Annotated in this window: 19 protein-coding genes and 1 pseudogene; 16 read left to right on the top strand and 4 right to left on the bottom strand. The window is 71.0% G+C overall.

Going from position 1 to position 20,316, the window contains the following annotated elements; all coding sequences use genetic code 11:
• Positions 1-18: 18 nt before the first annotated feature.
• The 10 genes and pseudogenes from ACGFR9_RS12140 (at position 19) to ACGFR9_RS12095 (ending at position 9,507) form a co-directional block, all read left to right on the top strand.
• A complete protein-coding gene (locus tag ACGFR9_RS12140) occupies positions 19-981 on the top strand; it encodes a 5-dehydro-4-deoxyglucarate dehydratase (protein ID WP_393206090.1) in 963 nt (320 codons plus the stop codon).
• The gene (locus tag ACGFR9_RS12135) at positions 978-2,285 is read left to right on the top strand and encodes a glucarate dehydratase family protein (RefSeq protein ID WP_393206087.1); all 1,308 of its coding nucleotides are present in this window, start codon (positions 978-980) and stop codon (positions 2,283-2,285) included. The genes ACGFR9_RS12140 and ACGFR9_RS12135 overlap by 4 nt, the downstream gene beginning before the upstream one ends.
• A 94-nt stretch (positions 2,286-2,379) precedes the next feature.
• Positions 2,380-3,552 carry a carbohydrate kinase family protein gene (locus ACGFR9_RS12130; protein ID WP_393206084.1) on the top strand — a complete coding sequence of 391 codons (1,173 nt, stop codon included), beginning with the start codon at positions 2,380-2,382 and terminating at the stop codon, positions 3,550-3,552.
• Positions 3,553-3,774: 222 nt separating this feature from the next.
• Entirely contained in the window at positions 3,775-4,845 is a 1,071-nt protein-coding gene (locus ACGFR9_RS12125; protein ID WP_393206081.1) for a PhoH family protein, read from the top strand.
• Positions 4,846-4,857: 12 nt separating this feature from the next.
• Positions 4,858-5,355: an rRNA maturation RNase YbeY gene (gene ybeY / locus ACGFR9_RS12120; RefSeq protein WP_393206078.1), complete on the top strand. Its 498-nt coding sequence runs from the start codon at positions 4,858-4,860 to the stop codon at positions 5,353-5,355.
• On the top strand, positions 5,352-6,653 hold the full coding sequence (locus ACGFR9_RS12115) for a hemolysin family protein (RefSeq protein WP_393206075.1): 1,302 nt from the start codon (positions 5,352-5,354) through the stop codon (positions 6,651-6,653). The genes ybeY and ACGFR9_RS12115 overlap by 4 nt, the downstream gene beginning before the upstream one ends.
• Positions 6,650-7,029 (top strand): annotated as a pseudogene (locus ACGFR9_RS12110) (MmcQ/YjbR family DNA-binding protein). The gene ACGFR9_RS12115 and the pseudogene ACGFR9_RS12110 overlap by 4 nt, the downstream one beginning before the upstream one ends.
• 31 nt (positions 7,030-7,060) lie before the next feature.
• A complete protein-coding gene (locus ACGFR9_RS12105; RefSeq protein WP_311641237.1) occupies positions 7,061-7,414 on the top strand; it encodes a cytidine deaminase in 354 nt (117 codons plus the stop codon).
• A gap of 170 nt (positions 7,415-7,584) precedes the next feature.
• Positions 7,585-8,064 carry a hypothetical protein gene (locus tag ACGFR9_RS12100; RefSeq protein ID WP_030217949.1) on the top strand — a complete coding sequence of 160 codons (480 nt, stop codon included), beginning with the start codon at positions 7,585-7,587 and terminating at the stop codon, positions 8,062-8,064.
• Between the two features lie 129 nt (positions 8,065-8,193).
• Positions 8,194-9,507 (top strand): GH1 family beta-glucosidase, encoded by a 1,314-nt coding sequence (locus tag ACGFR9_RS12095; protein WP_393206071.1) that lies wholly within the window; start codon positions 8,194-8,196, stop codon positions 9,505-9,507.
• Here ACGFR9_RS12095 and era read toward each other — a convergent pair whose 3' ends face one another.
• The 3 genes from era to ACGFR9_RS12080 all read right to left on the bottom strand — a co-directional run bounded on the left by era (position 9,508) and on the right by ACGFR9_RS12080 (position 11,929).
• Positions 9,508-10,461, bottom strand: a complete 954-nt coding sequence (gene era, locus ACGFR9_RS12090) for a GTPase Era (RefSeq protein ID WP_393206068.1) — start codon at positions 10,459-10,461, stop codon at positions 9,508-9,510.
• Between the two features lie 109 nt (positions 10,462-10,570).
• Complete coding sequence (locus ACGFR9_RS12085; protein ID WP_393206065.1) at positions 10,571-10,837, bottom strand: protealysin inhibitor emfourin; 267 nt, start codon at positions 10,835-10,837, stop codon at positions 10,571-10,573.
• 21 nt (positions 10,838-10,858) lie between these two features.
• Positions 10,859-11,929 (bottom strand): M4 family metallopeptidase, encoded by a 1,071-nt coding sequence (locus tag ACGFR9_RS12080; RefSeq protein WP_393206062.1) that lies wholly within the window; start codon positions 11,927-11,929, stop codon positions 10,859-10,861.
• Positions 11,930-12,286: 357 nt separating this feature from the next.
• On the opposite strand from ACGFR9_RS12080, the gene leuA reads away from it, so the two are divergent.
• Both leuA and ACGFR9_RS12070 read left to right on the top strand, forming a co-directional pair.
• Positions 12,287-14,008, top strand: a complete 1,722-nt coding sequence (gene leuA, locus ACGFR9_RS12075; RefSeq protein WP_393206060.1) for a 2-isopropylmalate synthase — start codon at positions 12,287-12,289, stop codon at positions 14,006-14,008.
• Positions 14,009-14,194: 186 nt separating this feature from the next.
• Positions 14,195-14,896, top strand: a complete 702-nt coding sequence (locus ACGFR9_RS12070; RefSeq protein WP_393206057.1) for a TerB family tellurite resistance protein — start codon at positions 14,195-14,197, stop codon at positions 14,894-14,896.
• A 13-nt stretch (positions 14,897-14,909) separates the two neighbouring features.
• Here ACGFR9_RS12070 and ACGFR9_RS12065 read toward each other — a convergent pair whose 3' ends face one another.
• Positions 14,910-15,455, bottom strand: coding sequence for a GNAT family N-acetyltransferase (locus tag ACGFR9_RS12065; protein ID WP_393206054.1), 546 nt, complete (start codon positions 15,453-15,455; stop codon positions 14,910-14,912).
• 335 nt (positions 15,456-15,790) lie between these two features.
• On the opposite strand from ACGFR9_RS12065, the gene ACGFR9_RS12060 reads away from it, so the two are divergent.
• The 4 genes from ACGFR9_RS12060 to ACGFR9_RS12045 are packed head-to-tail and all read left to right on the top strand — an operon-like array spanning position 15,791 to position 20,316.
• Positions 15,791-16,543, top strand: coding sequence for an SCO2525 family SAM-dependent methyltransferase (locus ACGFR9_RS12060; protein ID WP_393206051.1), 753 nt, complete (start codon positions 15,791-15,793; stop codon positions 16,541-16,543).
• 55 nt (positions 16,544-16,598) lie between these two features.
• The gene (locus ACGFR9_RS12055) at positions 16,599-18,440 is read left to right on the top strand and encodes an SCO2524 family protein (protein WP_393206048.1); all 1,842 of its coding nucleotides are present in this window, start codon (positions 16,599-16,601) and stop codon (positions 18,438-18,440) included.
• Between the two features lie 2 nt (positions 18,441-18,442).
• Entirely contained in the window at positions 18,443-19,360 is a 918-nt protein-coding gene (locus ACGFR9_RS12050) for an SCO2523 family variant P-loop protein (protein WP_393206325.1), read from the top strand.
• Positions 19,357-20,316, top strand: a complete 960-nt coding sequence (locus ACGFR9_RS12045) for an SCO2522 family protein (RefSeq protein WP_393206045.1) — start codon at positions 19,357-19,359, stop codon at positions 20,314-20,316. The genes ACGFR9_RS12050 and ACGFR9_RS12045 overlap by 4 nt, the downstream gene beginning before the upstream one ends.

Here is a 20,316-nt window from a genome sequence, read left to right as displayed (position 1 = left end):
GTCTACATAGGGAGATGAGTGAGGGTGAGTCCCGATACGGACCCCAGCGGTACCGCCTCCGTGGCGCGACGTCTCAGGGAAGGGATGGCGAACGGGGTGCTGTCCTTCCCGCTCACCGCCTTCCGCGAGGACGGCTCCCTCGACCCGGACGGCTTCCGCGCCTACGTCGCCGAACGCCTCGCCACCGGCCCCGGCGCGGTCTTCCCCGCCTGCGGCACCGGCGAGTTCTTCTCGCTGGACGAGGACGAGTACCGGCAGGTCGTCACCATCACCGTCGAGGAGAGCGCCGGACGGACCCCGGTCGTCGCCGGCATCGGCTACGGCTGGGCCCAGGCCACCCGCTTCGCCCGCATCGCCGAGCAGGCCGGCGCCGACGCCCTCCTCGTCCTGCCGCACTACCTCGTCGCCGCCCCGCAGGACGGCCTCGTCGCCCAGCTCGAAGCCGTCGCCGCCCGCACCCCGCTGCCCCTCATCACCTACCAGCGCGACCAGGTCGCCTACACCGCGGGATCGCTCAGGCGGATCGCCGCCCTGCCCAACGTCATCGGCCTCAAGGACGGCCACAGCGACCTCGACCGGCTGCAGCGCCTCACCTTCGCCGCCCCCGAGGACTTCCTCTTCTTCAACGGCGCCGCCACCGCCGAGATCCAGGCCCGCGCCTACGCCACCGTCGGCGTCCCCGCCTACTCCTCCGCCGTCCACGCCTTCGCCCCCGAGATCGCCGGGGCCTGCTTCACCGCCCTGCGCGACGGCGACCACGGCACCGTCGACACACTCCTGCGCGACTTCTACGTGCCGTTCGTCGAACTGCGCGACCGCGTCCCCGGCTACGGGGTCTCGCTGGTCAAGGCGGCGGCCCGGCTGCGCGGCCGCCCCGTCGGCCCGGTACGCGCCCCCCTCACCGACCCCACCCCCGCCGACCTCACCGACCTGCGCACCCTGCTCACCGCCGGACTCGACCTCGTAGGAGCCGCCCTGTGACCACGCCGACGTCCCGCGACCTGACCGTCACCGAGGTCCGGCTCACGCCGATCCTCGTCGCCGACCCGCCCCTGCTCAACACGCAGGGCGTCCACCAGCCGTACACCCCCCGGCTGATCGTCGAGGTGGTCACCGCCGACGGCACCACCGGCCTCGGCGAGACCTACGGCGACACCAAGTACCTGGACCTGGCACGCCCCCTCGCGGACCGGCTCGTCGGCCGCCGGGCCGGTGACCTGAACCGGCTGTTCACCGAGGCCGACGCGGTCGCCGTCGACGCGGACCAGGTCTCCGGCAAGGTCGACGTCGGCGGACTGCGCGGCGTCCAGACCGCCGACAAACTACGCCTGTCCGTGCTCTCCGCCCTCGAGGTCGCCTGCCTCGACGCCCTCGGCAAGAGCCTCGGGCTGCCCGTGCACGCCCTCCTCGGCGGCAAGGTCCGCGACACCGTCGACTACAGCGCCTACCTCTTCTACAAATGGGCCGCCCACCCCGAGGGCGTGCGGGCCGAGAAGGACGACTGGGGCGCCGCCCTCGACCCGGCCGGCGTCGTCGCGCAGGCCCGGACCTTCACCGAGCGCTACGGCTTCACCTCCTTCAAGCTCAAGGGCGGTGTCTTCCCGCCCGACGAGGAGATCGCCGCCGTACGCGCCCTCGCCGCCGCGTTCCCCGGACATCCCCTGCGCCTCGACCCCAACGGCGCCTGGTCCGTGGAGACCTCGCTGAAGGTGGCCGGGGAACTCGGGGACGTCCTCGAATACCTGGAGGACCCCGCCCTCGGCACCCCGGCCATGGCCGAGGTCGCCGCCCGCACCGGAGTACCGCTCGCCACCAACATGTGCGTGACGACGTTCGCCGAGATCAAGGAGGCCTTCACCCGGAACGCCGTCCAGGTCGTCCTCTCCGACCACCACTACTGGGGCGGACTGCGCAACACCCAGCAGCTCGCCGCCGTCTGCCGCACCTTCGGCGTCGGCGTCTCCATGCACTCCAACACCCACCTCGGCATCAGCCTCGCCGCGATGACCCACGTGGCGGCGACCGTCCCCAACCTCCACCACGCCTGCGACTCCCACTACCCCTGGCAGTCGGAGGACGTCCTCACCGAGCGCCTCACCTTCGAGAACGGCGCCGTACGGGTCCCGGACGCGCCCGGCCTCGGCGTGGAACTCGACCGCGACCGGCTGGCGGCCCTGCACCGCCGCTGGCTCGACGACGACGGCACGCTGCGCGACCGCGACGACGCGGCGGCCATGCGCGTCGCCCACCCCGAGTGGGAGACACCGGCCGTACCGCGCTGGTGACCCTCCCGGGAGGCGCGGTGGGGAGTGACGGCCGTCACGTTGTCGGTCCCGTGGTGCACACTGGCTGAAACCGCACCACGTCAGGGAGCGCACCGTGAAGGCGTCCACCGGGAAGGCACGCGTCGAAGGGCCGCACCGCCCGCCCCTCACCGATCCCCTCGCCGCCCTGCGCACCCCGGACGACCCGCCCTGGGACGTCTACCTCACCGGCACCGTCTTCCTCGACATCGTCTTCACCGGGCTCGACTTCGCCCCGGTGCGCGGGACCGAGTCCTGGGCACGCGGGATGGGGTCGAGCCCCGGCGGCGTCGCCAACATGGCCACCGCGCTCGCCCGCCTCGGCCTGCGCACCTCCCTCGCGGCGGCGTTCGGCGACGACCACTACGGCGAGTACTGCTGGGACACGCTGCAGCAGGGCGAGGGCATCGACCTCTCGCCCTCGCGCACCGTCCCCGGCTGGCACTCACCGGTCACCGTCTCCATGGCGTACGACGGCGAGCGCACGATGGTCTCCCACGGCCACGAACCCCCGCCCGAGGAACCCTCCCGCCCGTCGCCCACCACCCTCGAACGACGCCCTCCGGCCGCGGACCCGCCTCCGTGCCCGCCCCGCGCCCGCGCCGCCGTCGCCTCCCTCACCCCCGGCCGCAGCGCCCCGTGGATCGCGCAGGCCGCGCGCGACGGCGCCCGCATCTTCGGCGACGTCGGCTGGGACGACACCGGGGCGTGGGACCTGACCGCGCTGTCCGACCTGCGGCACTGCGAGGCGTTCCTGCCGAACGCGCAGGAGGCCATGCGCTACACCGGCACGGACTGCCCCCGCGCGGCCGCGCACGCCCTGACCGAACATGTGCCGGTCGCCGTGGTCACCCTCGGCGCGGAGGGCGCCTACGCGGTGGACCGGCGCACGGGGGAGACGGCTTCGGTACCGGCGATCGAGGTCGAGGCGCTGGACCCGACGGGCGCGGGCGACGTGTTCGTCGCCGGATTCGTCACCGGGACACTGGCGGGCTGGCCCCTGGCCGACCGCCTCGCCTTCGCGGGCCTCACGGCGGCCCTGTCCGTCCAGGAGTTCGGCGGCTCCCTGTCGGCGCCGGGGTGGGCCGAGATCGGGGCATGGTGGCGGAGGGTGGGCTGCGCGGAGGGCCAGGACCCGGAGGCCCTGCGCCGCTACGACTTCCTGACAGCCCTGGCCCCGGCCGACCCGGTACGGCCTTGGCCACTGAGGCGAGCGGTCCCGACGATCGGCTTCCGCAGGTCGGCATGAGACGGGAGCCGTCGCAGGGGGCTCCGCCCCCACACCCCCGCCGAGGGGCTCCCGCCCCCGGATCCCCGGCCCGTGCCCGCTCACCACCCGACCCGGTAGGCCGAGTGGTCCCGTAAAAGCCCTACGGGCTTGTCACCCCCGCGTCGTACCCTGGAACCCGCGAGGCCGTTCTCAGCCAGACGGCCGTGACCAGGAGGATCCGCAGGCCTTCAGAGCCGGCCCATGACTCAGACACCCACAGCTCACACCCCCGCGCAGGAGCAGGCGAGAGTGCAGCTCACCGTCCCCGCCCAGCACCCCATGGTGACCGTGCTGGGCTCCGGAGACTCCCTCCTGCGCGTGATAGAGAAAGCCTTCCCGGGGGCGGACATCCACGTCCGGGGCAATGAGATCAGCGCGACCGGCGACAAGGCGGAGGTCGCCCTCATTTCGCGCGTGTTCGACGAGATGATGCTGGTGCTCCGCACCGGGCAGCCGATGACGGAGGACGCAGTGGAACGCTCGATCGCCATGCTCAAGGCGAGCGAGAACGGGGAGAGCGACGGCCAGGAGACCCCGGCCGAGGTGCTCACGCAGAACATCCTGTCCTCGCGCGGCCGTACGATCCGCCCCAAGACGCTCAACCAGAAGCGCTATGTGGACGCGATCGACAAGCACACCATCGTCTTCGGCATCGGCCCGGCCGGTACGGGCAAGACGTACCTCGCCATGGCCAAGGCGGTGCAGGCCCTGCAGTCCAAGCAGGTCAACCGCATCATCCTGACCCGCCCCGCGGTCGAGGCCGGCGAGCGGCTCGGCTTCCTCCCGGGCACGCTCTACGAGAAGATCGACCCGTATCTCCGCCCGCTCTACGACGCGCTGCACGACATGCTCGACCCGGACTCGATCCCCCGCCTGATGGCGGCGGGCACGATCGAGGTCGCCCCGCTGGCCTACATGCGGGGCCGCACGCTCAACGACGCCTTCATCATTCTCGACGAGGCCCAGAACACCAGCCCCGAACAGATGAAGATGTTCCTCACCCGCCTCGGCTTCGACTCGAAGATCGTGATCACTGGTGACGTGACGCAGGTGGACCTGCCGAGCGGCACCAAGTCCGGGCTGCGGCAGGTGCAGGAGATCCTGGAGGGCCTGGACGACGTCCACTTCTCCCGGCTGTCGTCCCAGGATGTCGTCCGGCACAAGCTGGTGGGCCGTATCGTCGACGCGTACGAGCAGTACGACAGCACGCACGGCACCGAGAACGGCACGCACAAGGGCGGCCGGGGGCGGTCCGGGCCCAAGGGGAAGTAGACCGAGCACCAGATGTCGATCGACGTCAACAACGAGTCCGGAACCGAGGTCGACGAGCAGGCGATCCTCGACATCGCCCGCTACGCGCTCGCGCGGATGCGTATCCACCCGCTCTCCGAGCTCTCGGTGATCGTCGTGGACGCCGACGCCATGGAGCAGCTGCACATCCAGTGGATGGACCTGCCCGGCCCGACGGACGTCATGTCGTTCCCGATGGACGAGCTGCGGCCGCCGTCGAAGGACGACGAGGAGCCCCCGCAGGGACTGCTCGGTGACATCGTGCTCTGCCCCGAGGTCGCCACCCGGCAGGGCCAGGAGGCGGAGACGCGGCACACCATGGACGAGGAGCTCCAGCTGCTCACCGTCCACGGTGTGCTGCACCTGCTGGGCTACGACCACGAGGAGCCGGACGAGAAGGCCGAGATGTTCGGCCTGCAGGCCGCCATCGTGGACGGCTGGCGCGCGGAGAAGGGCCTCACCGGCCCGTCGCCGGCGCCGACCGTGTCATGAGTCCGACACTCGTCCTCGGCGCGATCGCGCTGGTCGTCGTCGCCTGGCTGGCCGCCTGCGCCGAGGCCGGCATCGCGCGCGTCTCCAGCTTCCGCGCCGAGGAGGCCGTACGCTCCGGCCGCCGGGGCAGCGAGCGGCTGGCGCAGATCGCCGGCGACCCCACCCGTTTCCTCAACGTGGCGCTGCTGGTCCGTGTCGCCTGCGAGATGGCCGCCGCCGCGCTGATCACGTACGGCTGTCTGCGCGAGTTCGACGGCACCACCGAGGCCCTGCTCATCGCCATCGCGATCATGGTCCTGGTGTCGTACGTCGCCGTCGGGGTCTCCCCGCGCACCATCGGCCGCCAGCACCCGCTGAACACGGCCACGGCCGCCGCGTACATCCTGGTCCCGCTCGCGAGGGTGATGGGCCCGATCCCCTCGCTCCTCATCCTCATCGGCAACGCGCTCACCCCCGGCAAGGGCTTCCGGCGCGGCCCCTTCGCCTCCGAGGCGGAGCTGCGCGCGATGGTCGACCTCGCGGAGAAGGAGTCGCTGATCGAGGACGAGGAACGCCGCATGGTGCACTCCGTCTTCGAACTGGGTGACACGCTGGTGCGCGAGGTGATGGTGCCGCGCACCGACCTGGTGGTGATCGAGCGGTACAAGACGATCCGCCAGGCCCTCACGCTCGCCCTGCGCTCCGGTTTCTCCCGTATCCCGGTGACCGGCGAGAGCGAGGACGACATCGTCGGGATCGTCTACCTCAAGGACCTGGTCCGCAAGACGCACATCAGCCGCGACGCCGAGAGCGAGCTGGTGTCGACGGCGATGCGTCCCGCGTTCTTCGTGCCCGACACCAAGAACGCCGGTGATCTGCTGCGCGAGATGCAGAAGGAACGCAACCACGTCGCCGTCGCCGTCGACGAGTACGGCGGCACCGCGGGCATCGTCACCATCGAGGACATCCTCGAGGAGATCGTCGGCGAGATCACCGACGAGTACGACCGTGAACTCCCGCCCGTGGAGGAGCTCGGCGAGGACCGCTACCGGGTCACCGCCCGTCTCGACATCACCGACCTGGGCGAGCTGTACGGCCTGGAGGAGTACGACGACGAGGACGTGGAGACCGTGGGCGGACTGCTCGCCAAGCACCTGGGCCGGGTGCCGATCGCGGGCGCCTCGTCGGTGGTCGAGCTCCCCGACGACCGCAGACTGCGTCTCACGGCCGAGGCGGCGGCGGGCCGCCGGAACAAGGTCGTGACGGTCCTGGTGGAGCCGGTGGGTCCTCCCGCCGAGAACCCGGAGGCCCCGGAGTGACCCCGCGGCAACTGCGCGCCCTCTGCCTCTCCTTCAACGCGGCGGTGGAGGAGTTCCCCTTCAACCCTCCGTCTCCAAGGTCCAGGGCAAGCTCTTCGCCCTGACGAACCTCGACGCCACCCCCCTCACGGTCAACCTCAAGTGCGCCCCCGAGGACGCGATCCGCCTCCGCGCCGAACACCCGGACCAGATCGCCCCCGGCCACCACATGCTGTGTTCTCCGGGGGGGAGCCCCCGGACCCCCGAACGCCACTGGAACACGGTGACGGTCGGCCCCCTCCCCGACCACCTGGTCCGGGAACTGGTCGAGGACTCGTACGACCTGGTCGTGGCCGGTCTCCCGAGAGCCGACCGTCTCCGCCTCGACCGCCCCTAGGCCCGGTGGCACGCCCCCTTATGCTCGGATCATGACCGACACCACCGCCCTCGACCCCGAGGACCGCAAGATCGTGACCCTGGCCCGTTCCGCCCGCGCGCGCAACGGCGTGCCCGAGGGCGCCGCCGTACGCGACGAGACGGGCCGTACGTACGTCGCCGGGACGGTCGCCCTCGACTCCCTGAAGCTGAGCGCGCTGCGGACGGCGGTGGCGATGGCGGTGGCGTCCGGTGCGACGTCGCTGGAGGCGGCGGCCGTGGTGACGGAGGCGGAGTCCGCGTCCCCCGAGGACCGCGCGGCCGTACGGGACCTCGGCGGCCCCGCGACGCCGGTCCTGGTGGCCGGCCCGGACGGCACGGTCCGCGAGACGCTCACGGCGGGCTGACCCACCTCTGTTACCGGCGGTAAGTAGGCCGGATTTCCCCCTTGCCGCGCACTGCCTCTCGCGCATCAATGGAACCGCCGGTACTGACGGCACGTCAGCCGGTGCGATCGCGGCGGGTCCGGACCCACGCTGCCGAGCAGTTCCCCCCACACGGAAAGGGACCGGAATCCATGAGAGGCAAACGATTCGGAACAGGTGTGTCCTTGGCGGCCGGCGTGCTCGCCGTCTGCGGCCTGGCCTTCGCCCCCACGGCCGCCGCCGTCGCCCCCGGAACGGCGACCGTCAACGCCGACTGCGGAAGCTGGGGCGGCGGCGACGCCACCCTCACGGCCACCCAGAACGGCACGTCCGCCACCGTCACCCTCACCACGTCCTCGGTCACCGCACCCCTGTCGATCAGCAAGGACTCCCTGGTCTCCAACCTGACCCTGGTCAAGGCGAGCGGCGGCACCACGGTCTTCAAGGGCACGAAGAACCCGGCCATGTCCAGCGGTGACGACCTCCAGGTCGGCCCCCTCACCGGCACGGTCGCCTCCGGCGACAGCCTGGAGGCCTTCGGCGGCACCCTGAAGGTCACGGCCTTCGGCTTCATCACCATCACCTGCACGGCGACGGCCCCCCAGGCCCCGGGCCCGTTCGTCTTCGACTGACCCGCGGAGGGACAGCCGGCCGGGCCGGGCACCCCACGGGCGCCCGGCCCGCTGCCCTCCCGGCCCGGCGACGCCCTTTTGGCTCAAGGGCGTTGACGTGAGGGACCGGAGGTGCGGATGATCCGGGCCATGGTGACGACGAACCCGATACCCCGTTTCCCGGCCGGTTTCCTGTGGGGCGTGTCGACCTCCGCGCACCAGATCGAGGGAGCGGTGGAGGCGCGTGAGCCGTCCGTGTGGGACGTGTTCACGGACGGGCCGGGGCGGGTGCGGGACGGATCGACGGCGGCGGTGGCCTGCGACCATGTGCACCGCTACCGCGAGGACGTGGCGCTGCTGGCCGACCTGGGCGTGGACGCGTACCGCTTCTCCGTCTCCTGGCCGCGGGTGCGGGCGAAGGGCGGTCTGGACTTCTACGACCGACTGGTCGACGAACTGTGCGCGGCGGGCGTACGGCCGGTGCCGACGCTGTTCCACTGGGATCTGCCGGCCGGCCTGGACTGGCTGGAGCGGGACACGGCGCAGCGGTTCGCGGAGTACGTCGCGGAGGCAGCCGGGCGGCTGGGCGACCGGGTGACGAAGTGGATCACCCTCAACGAGCCCGCCGAACACACCCTGCTGGGGCACGCCCTGGGCGTGCACGCGCCCGGCCGGAACCTGCTCTTCGACGCGCTCCCGGTGGCCCACCACCAACTCCTCGCCCACGGCCTCGCCGTACGAGCGCTACGGGCGGCCGGGGCCGACGACATCGGCATCGCCAACTCCCACGGCCCGACCTGGCCCGCCTCCGACGACGAGGCGGACAGGGCGGCGGCCGACTTCTACGACCTCCTCCTCAACCGCCTCTTCGCCGACCCGCTGCTCCTCGGCCGCTACCCGGAAGGCATCGGCGAACTGATGCCCGGCGACGTCGAGCGGGACCTGGAGATCATCGCCGAACCGCTGGACTGGTACGGCGTCAACTACTACGCGCCGACCCGCGTGGGCGCGCCGCAGGGCACGGAGACCGCCTTCGGCGGTGTCCGGATGCCGGCCGAACTCCCCTTCTCCGTACGGGAGATCGAGGGATACCCGGTGACGGACTTCGGCTGGCCGGTGGTCCCGGAGGCCCTGACGGAACTCCTCACCGCCTTCCGCGCCCGCTACGGCGACCGCCTCCCGCCGGTGGTCATCACCGAGAACGGCTGCGCGTACGACGGCCTGGACGACCACGACCGCATCACCTACCTCGACGGCCACCTGCGCGCGCTGCACGGTGCGATGCGGGCGGGCGTGGACGTACGCGGCTACTTCGTGTGGTCCCTGATGGACAACTTCGAGTGGGCGGAGGGCTATGCCCGCCGTTTCGGCCTCGTCCACATCGACTTCGCCACGCAGGAACGGACCCCGAAGGCGTCGTACGCCTGGTTCGGAGAGCTACTGCGCGAGCAGCACGGCAGCTGATCAGAACCCGAGGCGTCGCAGTTGCTTCGGGTCGCGCTGCCAGTCCTTGGCGACCTTCACATGGAGGTCCAGGAAGACCGGGGTGCCGAGAAGTGCCTCGATCTGCTTGCGGGACTTGATGCCGACATCCTTCAGGCGCTTTCCCTTGGGGCCGATGACGATGCCCTTCTGGCTGGGGCGCTCGATGAAGAGGTTGGCGTGGATGTCGAGGAGGGGCTTGTCGGCGGGGCGGTCCTCGCGGGGGAGCATCTCCTCGACGACCACGGCGATGGAGTGCGGCAGCTCGTCGCGGACACCCTCCAGGGCCGCCTCGCGGATCAGCTCCGCGACCATGACCTGCTCGGGCTCGTCGGTGAGGTCGCCCTCGGGGTAGAGGGCGGGGCCCTCCGGCATCAGCGGGATGAGGAGGTCGGCCAGCAGACCGACCTGCTGGTTCGCGGTCGCGGAGACCGGGATGATCTCCGCCCAGGTGATGCCCAGCTCCTGGCCCAGCTGGTCCACGGCGATCAACTGCTCGGCGAGTGCCTTGCCGTCCACCAGGTCGGTCTTGGTGACGATCGCGATCTTCGGGGTCCTCTTGATCCCGGCGAGTTCCTTGGCGATGAACCGGTCACCTGGGCCGATCTTCTGGTCGGCGGGAATGCAGAAGCCGATCGCGTCGACCTCGGCCCAGGTGGCGCGGACCACGTCGTTCAGCCGCTCGCCGAGCAGGGTGCGCGGCTTGTGCAGCCCGGGGGTGTCCACGAGGATCAGCTGCGCGTCCTCACGGTGCACGATCCCGCGCACGGTGTGCCGGGTGGTCTGCGGCCGGTTCGAGGTGATCGCCACCTTCTGCCCGACCAGAGCGTTCGTGAGGGTGGACTTGCCCGCGTTGGGGCGGCCCACGAAGCAGGCGAAACCGGCCCTGTGGACGGCCTCGGCCGGCTGCTCGGATGACTGGGTACGAACGCTCATGCCGCCCATTCTCCCTGATCCACGAAGCCCGCCGCACCAGCGGCCGCGCCACCGGGCCCGGAACACGCGGCCGGGCCCGGCGCCCCGCGAGGGGTGACCGGGGAGTACGTCAGGCGCCCTCCTTCAGGACTCTCCTGATCAGCGTGCGCTGGTCATCCGTCAGGTGGGGGTCCGCGCAGTGCACCGATCTGCCGTCCACCGTGATCCGGTAGGCGAAGCCGTCCGGTACTCCCGGCGGTGGGGTGCCCCGGCCGGCGGACAGGGACCGCTCGGCCAGGGTGTGCCACTCCGCCGCGTCGGGGCGGCCCGTGGTGTCCACCTCGGCCCGCCGCTCGATGCCCGCGAAACCGCCTGTGCGACTCACCTCGATACGCATGGGTCCGTGTCTAGTACGGAACTACAGCGTCCGCACCCCCACCCGCTCCCAGGCCTTCGACACCGCCTGCAGTTCCTCGCCCTCCCCGAACCGGGCGCGCGCCGCCTTCACCGTGAGCGTCGCGAAGTCCGTGAACTGGGCGTCCTGGTCGAGGTCGCCGCCCGTCAGCACGTCGTACCAGACCTGCCCCGCCCGCTCCCAGGCGTGCCCGCCGAGAGTGGTGGCGGCGAGGTAGAAGGCGTGGTTCGGGATGCCCGAGTTGATGTGCACGCCGCCGTTGTCGCGGCCGGTGCGGACGTAGTCGTCCATCGTCGCCGGCTGCGGGTCCTTGCCGAGCACGTCGTCGTCGTACGCCGTGCCCGGCTCCTTCATGGAGCGCAGCGCCGTGCCCGTGACGCGCGGGGCGAGCAGTCCGGCCCCGATCAGCCAGTCGGCCTCCTCGGCGCTCTGGCCCAGCGTGTACTGCTTGATGAGCGCGCCGAACACGTCCGACACCGACTCGTTGAGCGCGCCGGACTGGCCGAAGTAGTCCAGGTTCGCGGTGTACTGCGTGACGCCGTGGGCGAGTTCGTGGCCGATGACGTCGATGGGGATGGTGAAGTCGAGGAAGATCTCGCCGTCCCCGTCGCCGAACACCATCTGCTCGCCGTTCCAGAAGGCGTTGTTGTAGTCCTCGTCGTAGTGCACGGTGGCGTCCATCGGCAGTCCGCTGCCGTCGATGGAGTCACGGCCGTACGCCTTCAGGAACAGTTCGAACGTGGCGCCGAGCCCGGCGTAGGCGCGGTTGACGGTGGCGTCCTGGCCGGGCGCGTCGCCCTCGCCGCGCACCTTCGTGCCCGGCAGGGCGGTGCCGTGCCGGGCGTCGTGGACGGTGCGGCGCGGCTTGCCCGCCTCGGCGTCGGTGAGCGTGGCGACGGCCGGGGCGCCGACGACCGTGGTCAGCCGGCGCTGGGTGCGCTCGTAGGCGTCGCGCCTGAGGGTGCGGCGCGCGGGGCCGTGCAGCACGGGGTCGTCGGCCTGCGCGAGCCGGTCGAGGACGTGCGGCGGGATGATCGTGCAGAAGACGGGCTCGGAGCCCCCGTTTGTGGTCATGTCCGGCACGATGACACTGTGTTGGAGGGTTGTCACCAGGCGTGACTTTGATTGGGTGAAATGTCGGGAATCCGACGCCGTGCGGGTCGCCGTGTGCTACCTGGACGGGTGGTTTGTGGCGTATCGCGCAGTTCCCCGCGCCCCTTTCGGGTGTCGCGGTCCCGCATACTGATACACGCGGCCCGCGTCAGGGAAAGCTCGGCTAGCATGCTGCGCATCATGCGTTTCGGGCTGCTCCTCCTTAGCTGCCGCGGCGAGGGCCTGTACTAGGCCGACCCCCTCCCCGCGGAGTTTGGCGTTGCGCCGTCGGCCGTCCCGTCGAGGACACACCGCGGACCACCGAGGAGCCCACGCATCATGGCCAACCGCCAGCAGCCCAGCCCCATGCCGATCCACAAGTACGGCCGCTACGAGCAGGTCGACATCACCGACCGCAGCTGGCCGCAGCAGCGGATCACCACCGCCCCCCGCTGGCTCTCCACCGACCTGCGCGACGGCAACCAGGCCCTGATCGACCCCATGTCGCCCGTCCGTAAGCGGGCGATGTTCGACCTGCTGGTCAAGATGGGCTACAAGGAGATCGAGGTCGGCTTCCCCGCCTCGGGCCAGACCGACTTCGACTTCGTACGGTCCATCATCGAGGACCCGGACGCCATCCCGGACGACGTCACCATCTCCGTACTGACCCAGGCCCGCGAGGACCTGATCGAGCGCACGGTGGAGTCCCTGAAGGGCGCCAGGCGGGCCACCGTCCACCTGTACAACGCCACCGCCCCCGTCTTCCGCCGGGTCGTCTTCCGCGGCTCCCGGGACGACATCAAGCAGATCGCCGTCGACGGCACCCGCCTGGTCATGGAGTACGCCGAGAAGCTGCTGGGCCCCGAGACGGTGTTCGGCTACCAGTACTCGCCGGAGATCTTCACCGACACCGAGCTGGACTTCGCCCTGGAGGTCTGCGAGGCGGTGATGGACACCTACCAGCCCGGTCCGGGCCGCGAGATCATCCTCAACCTGCCGGCCACCGTCGAGCGCTCCACCCCGTCCACGCACGCCGACCGCTTCGAGTGGATGGGCCGCCACCTGTCCCGCCGTGAGCACGTCTGCCTGTCCGTCCACCCGCACAACGACCGCGGTACGGCGGTGGCGGCGGCCGAGCTGGCACTGATGGCCGGCGCCGACCGTGTCGAGGGCTGCCTGTTCGGGCAGGGCGAGCGCACCGGCAACGTCGACCTGGTCACCCTGGGCATGAACCTGTTCTCGCAGGGCGTCGACCCGCAGATCGACTTCTCCGACATCGACGAGATCCGCCGTACGTGGGAGTACTGCAACCAGATGGAGGTCCACCCGCGCCACCCGTACGTGGGCGACCTGGTCTACACGTCCTTCTCCGGCTCCCACCAGGACGCCATCAAGAAGGGCTTCGACGCCATGGAGGCCGACGCGGCCGCCCGCGGTGTGACGGTGGACGACATCGAGTGGGCCGTCCCGTACCTGCCCATCGACCCCAAGGACGTCGGCCGTTCCTACGAGGCCGTCATCCGCGTCAACTCGCAGTCCGGCAAGGGCGGTATCGCGTACGTCCTGAAGAACGACCACAAGCTGGACCTGCCGCGCCGGATGCAGATCGAGTTCTCGAGGCTGATCCAGGCCAAGACGGACGCCGAGGGCGGCGAGATCACCCCGGCCGACATCTGGGCGGTCTTCCAGGACGAGTACCTGCCCAACGCGGGCAACCCCTGGGGCCGTATCCAGGTCGCCAACGGGCAGTCCACCACCGACCGCGACGGCGTGGACACCCTCACCGTCGACGCCACGGTCGACGGCGCGGAGACCACCCTGGTCGGCAGCGGCAACGGCCCGATCTCCGCGTTCTTCCACGCGCTGCAGGGCATCGGCATCGACGTACGGCTGCTGGACTACCAGGAGCACACGATGAGCGAGGGCGCCTCCGCGCAGGCCGCCTCCTACATCGAGTGCGCGATCGGCGACAAGGTGCTGTGGGGCATCGGAATCGACGCGAACACCACACGCGCCTCGCTGAAGGCGGTCGTCTCCGCCGTCAACCGCGCATCGCGCTGACCAGCCGAATCGAACGGCCGAAGGCCCCGCTCGCCGGAAATCGGCGGGCGGGGCCCCGTCGTATACCGGCCATCTCCCTGTGCGGGTCACGGAAAGGTCTCGTCCGGGGTACTGACTCCGGCTCCCTGATGTGGCTAACATCACGCAAGCGCGGCGATGATGCTGTGGCGGTTATGGAGGTGCGACGTGCAGCCAGGACGGGGACCCAACGGCCGTGCCGCTGCCGCCAGACTCTCGCGCCTGCTGGGCACCCGCACCGCGTGGACGGCCGTCGGTGACGGCGAGTTCTTCTGCCCCGGCTGCGGCGGCGACCGCAACTACCAGCGGCTGACCGGACGCCGCCGCTTCACCCTGCTCGGCGTGCCCGTGCTGCCGCGCGGCGAGTCCGCGCCGACCGTCGAATGCGCCTCCTGCCGCCGCCACTTCGGCACCGACGTCCTGGACCACCCCACCACCACCCGCTTCTCCGCGATGCTGCGCGACGCCGTGCACACCGTCGCCCTCGCGGTGCTGGCCGCGGGCGGCATCTGCTCGCGCGCCTCCCTGGAGACGGCGGCGGTCGGGGTGCGAGCCGCCGGCTTCGACGACTGCACGGAGGAGCAGCTGGCCGCGCTCGTCGAGGCGCTGGAGGCGGACACCGGCCGCTTCACCGGAGAACCCTGCACGGCGGGCCTCGCCATCGAACTCCACGAGGCCCTGGACCCCCTCGCCCCCCACCTCGCCGCCCCCGGCCGCGAGTCGATCCTTCTCCAGGGCGCCCGTATCGCCCTCGCCGACGGCCCCTACACCCCCGCCGAACGCGACGCCCTCGCCACGGTCGGCGCGGCCCTCACCATCTGCTCGAACGACGTCACCCGCCTGCTGGCGGCGGCCCGGACACCGTCCTGACCGCACGGGCGTCTCACAGCACGAGGCACATCACCCGGCGGTCCTCACCCGGGCCGAAGTAGTCCCGGCGCAGCCCCCCGGCGGGCCCCTCCGGCCGGAAACCCAGGGAGCGGTAGAGCAGGATCGCGGCGTCGTTGCCGGGCTCCACCGTCAGCCGGACCCGCTCGGTCCCGCAGCGGCGCAGCCGCGCCAGCACCTCCACCATCAGCTCCCGGCCCAGCCCGTGCCGGCGCCGGTCCTCGGCCACGCACAGACCGAGGATCCAGCTGTCCGAGTGGAACGCCGTGGTGGCCGCCAGCACATAGCCGCGCAGCCGCCCGTCACCGTCGTCGAGGACGAGGAGATGACCGCCCCGGCCGCCGTACAGGTCGTGGAGCTGCCGCAGCAGGAACGCCGGATAGGCGACCTCCTGGAAGACCTCTCCGTCGAGCCGCCGCAGCTCGGGCAGGTCCGACTCCCGTGCCGTCCTCAGCAGCGGGAGCGGTGGTTCCGGTGGAGGTGTCGGCCGGGTGAGGCGCTCGTCGTGGTCCAGGGCGCGCTCAAGCGGTTCGGCGGTCATGCCACCCCCAGTCGGGACGTGAGACGTCAATGCGGCGCCCACGACCGCCGTTCACACGAAGGAGGTAACGGAGACCCCGGTGGCGGCCGGTGGCTGCTTCTGGCTAGAGTGAGCGTCCAACTCGTCGTGTGCAAGGGCGAGTTCATGTGTGACAGGACTGTGCTGACGTGCGCCTGATGTGCGCCCGGTCGCGGAGGTCTGGCGCGTTCCCGGCTGTCTCCGCCCGTCCACCGGGTTTACCTTGCGAGCACCGGAGTCGCTTCTCCGTCCGTCGACGTCCACGCCGGACTCGTGCACACGGTCTTGTCCGACACTGAATGGAACTTGGCAGGGTGATGATGGATCGCAACGCCGACGCGCCTTGGTCGCAGTTCGATCCGGAGGTGTACGTCGACCTCAATTACCGCACCCCGCTCGAGGTCGATCTGCTGATCGTGCGGCTCATGCGCGACTATTTCAGCCGCTGCTACGCACAGGGCGTCCCGGCGTCGGTCCGCGGTGTCGACGTGGGCGCGGGCGCGAACCTCTACCCGGCCCTTTCCATGCTCCCCTGGTGCGAGAAGATCCTCCTCCTCGAATACGCCACCCCGAACGTCGAGTACCTGGAAGGGCAGGCGTCCGGCGGGGGCTACGACACGGCGTGGGACGCGTTCTGGAACGAACTGCGTGAGGCCCCCGCCTACCGGGACGTCGAACCCAGGAGCCGGTTCGGCGAGATCGTCCGGGTGGAGCGCGCCAACCTGCTGGACCTCGACGGACAGCGGCGCTGGGACATCGGCACGATGTTCTTCGTCGCCGACTCGATGTCCGAGTGCGCCGACGAGTTCCAGCGCGGCGTCGAGTGCTTCATGGACGCGCTCAACGGGGGAGCGCCCTTCGCCGCCGCCTTCATGAAGGAATCCCTCGGATACCAGGTCGGCGCACACAGGTATCCGGCCTACCGGGTCAACGCGGACCGGGTCCGGGAGAGCCTTCTGCCGTTCACCGCCGATCTGGAGATCCACGACATGGACCACATGGTGCGGCCGGGACACGAGGGGATGATTCTCGCCCTGGGGCGGCGGAATCAGGCGATTGCCACCCCGTAGGAACGGGGACCATGTCTGAACACAGGGCAACGAGATCTGTACGAGGGGTGCGGGGATGCAGATCAAGCCACGGCAGCACATGCTGGACATCTGGCGGGCGATGGCCCGCCATTCGTTCGACGACGGAAAGCTCGTCTGGGAGGACACCGACGGGCTGAGCAGCGTCGCCGATGCCGAACGGCTGCTGTGCCTGCTCTATCCCGCCACCGAGGTCCCCGCCTTCCGCCTCGACCAGCCCGACACCACCGAACGGGACGTGCTGCGCGCCCTGGAGGGCGTCGGCAGCCGGCTGGAGATCCCGCCCAACCTGATCACCGCGCTCTCCCAGTTCATGCGCAGCCACACCGGCCCCGACGACAGCCCCACCTTCGCCGGCGGACACTACTTCAGGCCGGGCGACCCCCAGCAGAAGCTCACCCACGAGCAGTACCAGCTGGGCGTGGTCGACTCCTACTCCATGTCCGTCACGCTCTGCCTCGCCACGCTCGGCTTCCTCAAGGTCTACGAACCCAGCACCACCCGCCCCGACGTGCGCAAGGCCCTCAGCGAACTGCGGGCGGCCACGAACACCCGGCTGACCGCCGCCATGATCAGCCTGCTGCGCTCCTTCACCGTCAACGTCTTCGACGCCGAGTCCGAACAGGGACAGCGCCTCATCCAGGTCATCGGCCAGGACAGACAGTCCGACCGGGCCGCCCTCCAGCAGTTCTCCCGCCGCTTCCGCCCGCTGCGCGCCACCATCATCGAAAGCCTCAGCCGCGGCATCCAGGTCGACGAGAGCATCCGCGACGAGAGCCAGCTCTTCGAGTGCGGCTGGGCCTGGGGCGTCGTCAAGGACGCCCCGACCATCACCGACCTGGACATCCAGGTCCCCGGCCAGCCCGACGGCATCGCCGACCGGCTGCCGTACGTGTACTTCACCGTCATCGCCCTCGACGGCATCCAGGACCTGTTCTCCGACCGCACCCTCACCCTCGGACTGCTCGACGCCGACCAGCAGAAGCTCGCCGAGGCGTTACGTCTGCGCTGGGAGCTGAGCCAGCAGTACTGGTCGGCCATCGCCCGCTTCGGCACCGAGCGCTGGCCCCTGGAGGACCTGCCCTGGCAGACCACCGGACTGCGCCTGGAGTCCGAGTACTTCTCCCTCACCGTCGCGGCCATCCTCGTCCACGACCTGGTCCGGCGGAAAGCCACCGACGACGACCTCACCCGCACCGTCGCCATCATGGAGCGTCTCGCCGACCGCGGCCGCGTCACCAGCCGTATGACCAGGAGGGATCCCGCGATCGAGCTGCACAACCCCGGCGTCACCATGCCGCTCGCCGGGTCCGAGCGGTCCGGCGCCCCGCTGATGTGGCGGATGACCGACTTCTCCGCCCAGCTGCTCAAGCGGATCATCCAGCTCGCCGAACTCTCCCGGAACATCGACGCACAGGACCGGCTGCTCCGCCTCGGCGAACAGGCCTTCGAGCATCTGTGGAACCGGAGGATCGAGGACGGCGACGGAGCCGGCCTCTGGGACCACGCACGGGCCGTCTACCCGGACTCCCGGGTCAGCAAGCGGCTCTCCTGGAGCATCACCGAACGTGTCACCGAGTGCCTGGTCGCCGCCCGCAACCTCTACGAACAGCAGCCCATCCGCAGCCCCGAACTCGCCGAACTGGCCCGGGACCTGCTCAGTGAGGCCACCCACCTGTTCGGCAAGGAACAGCTGGAGGCCTCGCCGAGCGCCGACGGAAGCCGGGGCCGGGCCATGCGGAGCATAGAAAGCCGCCTGGACCACGCCCGCAGCCTGGTCGACGACCGGCCCGCGACGGCGTTCGCACTGGCCCTGCCCGTGCTCCAGGAACTCGACACCCTGGCGCAGGCGCGGGGCGCCGCCGCCCAGGAGGTGTGAGCGTGCTCGTCTTCGCCGCCTCCGACAAAGGGGGCACCGGCCGCTCGGTGACCAGCGCCAACCTGGCCTACCAGCGCGCCCTCGCCGGCGACCATGTGGCCTACGTCGACTTCGACTTCGGCTCGCCCACCGCCGCCGCCGTCTTCGACGTGCCCGGCGCGATGCGCGGCACCGAGGAAAGCGGACTGCACTCCTATCTGGAGGGCGGGGTCCCCGAACCGGCCAGGATCGACATCTGGCGGCAGACCGAGCACCCCCAGCTCCGCGCCCGTCCCAACCAGGCCGGCCGGCTGGTCCTGCTCCCCGGCGACGCGGGCGGCGGCGAGTTCGCCGTCGGCGAGGACGCGCTCGAGCGCTGCGTCGACCTTCTGCTGCGACTGCACGGCGAGTTCGACCTGGTCGTCGTCGACCTCAGCGCCGGCCGCAGCTACGCCGTCGACATGGCCCTCGCCGCCACCGCCCACCCCCGGATGCGCTACGTCCCGTTCCGCTGGCTGGTGTTCCACCGCTGGACCCGGCAGCATGTGATCGCCGCCGCCGGACTCGTCCACAAGGACCACGGCATCATCCGGGGCGGCGTCGAACGCGGCCACGACGAGGAGGCGCTCCAGGGCGCCGTCCGCTTCGTCAGGGCCGCCGTACCCGATCCGGACTCGCCGCTGTGGGCGCAGGGCACGCCCGCCCAGGCCGCCTGGATGCAGTCCTGCGACGAGGCACTGCGCCGGCTTGCCGCGGAACACCGCATCGGCGACAGCGTGGTGCTCGGCGTCGTACCCCTCGAACCCATCCTGCAGTGGCGCGAACAGCTCATCACCGAAGAGGACGTCCTCTCCACACAGATCGCCAACAAGGAGACACTGGAGGCACTGGAGGAGATCGCGCGACGTCTCACCGACGACGACTGCTGGGGGCTGCCATGACGGAAGCGGTGTTCCGCGAGACGGCCGCCGAACCACGCACCCAGGCCGTCCCCCTGTCCCACCTCTCCCTGGAGCTCGGCCACCTCTACATGGAGGACTTCGAGGCCGGTCCGGAGCATCTGCGGCGGCACTTCGAGCGGGTGCGGCCCTGGGCCGAGGCGGCGCGTGCCGGGGCCGGCGGCGGTGGCAGGCGGGCGCGGATCAGTACCTGTTTCCTCATCGACGACTACTTCACCCGGTTCGCCTCACCGTCCGAGGTCGTCCCCATGCTGCTCGAGGAGGCCGGGCGGGCCGGGCTCACCGTCGACTACCTGGCCCGCGAGTCCGGGTGCGCCGTCGCCGGGAAGACACCCGTCGCCGAGGCCGTGGCCGGACGGATCGTCGAGGAACCGCCGCCCGGCAGCTACGGCCTGCGCCCGCCCGTCACACAGACCGGCTGGCTGGCCAACGGGGAGCGCAGCCCCGTCGCACGCGCCCCGCAGGCCATGCAGAAGGCCACCGCCTGGCAGCCGCCGAAGGAGACCGCCGCCCGCCGCCACTCCGTCTTCCTCGACGTCGAACTCTGGGACGACGGCCCCGACGGACACCGCACCTGGTCCTGCCCCTTCCTCGCCGCCGTCTGGCAGCTCGCCCGCCTCGGACTGCTGCGCGACGACGGCGAGGCCGTCCTCGTCCCCCAGCCGCACACCGGCGACTCCTTCCCCGACGACTGGGACGAACTCCCCCCGCTGCTCCGCCTCAACCCCCGCGCGGACCCGTTCGCCGCCTACCGCACCTGCTCGGTGATCCCCAGCCGGTTCTTACCCGTCGAGCACGCCGTCCGGGTGATCCTCGACCAGATCGAGGTCGACCCCGGAGCCCTGGCCCAGACCGCCGAGCGCTCCGCCCGGGAGGACACGGCCGTCCCCGACTCGGTGGCCGACCGCGTCTCCTACGTCTTCTACGCGGGGCAGTGA

It is taken from the genome of Streptomyces sp. NPDC048584 (assembly GCF_043199595.1).
GTDB classification, from domain to species: domain Bacteria; phylum Actinomycetota; class Actinomycetes; order Streptomycetales; family Streptomycetaceae; genus Streptomyces; species Streptomyces edwardsiae.
The sequence above is the reverse complement of the archived record's forward strand: the minus strand, read 5'-3'. Positions and strand labels throughout refer to the sequence as shown.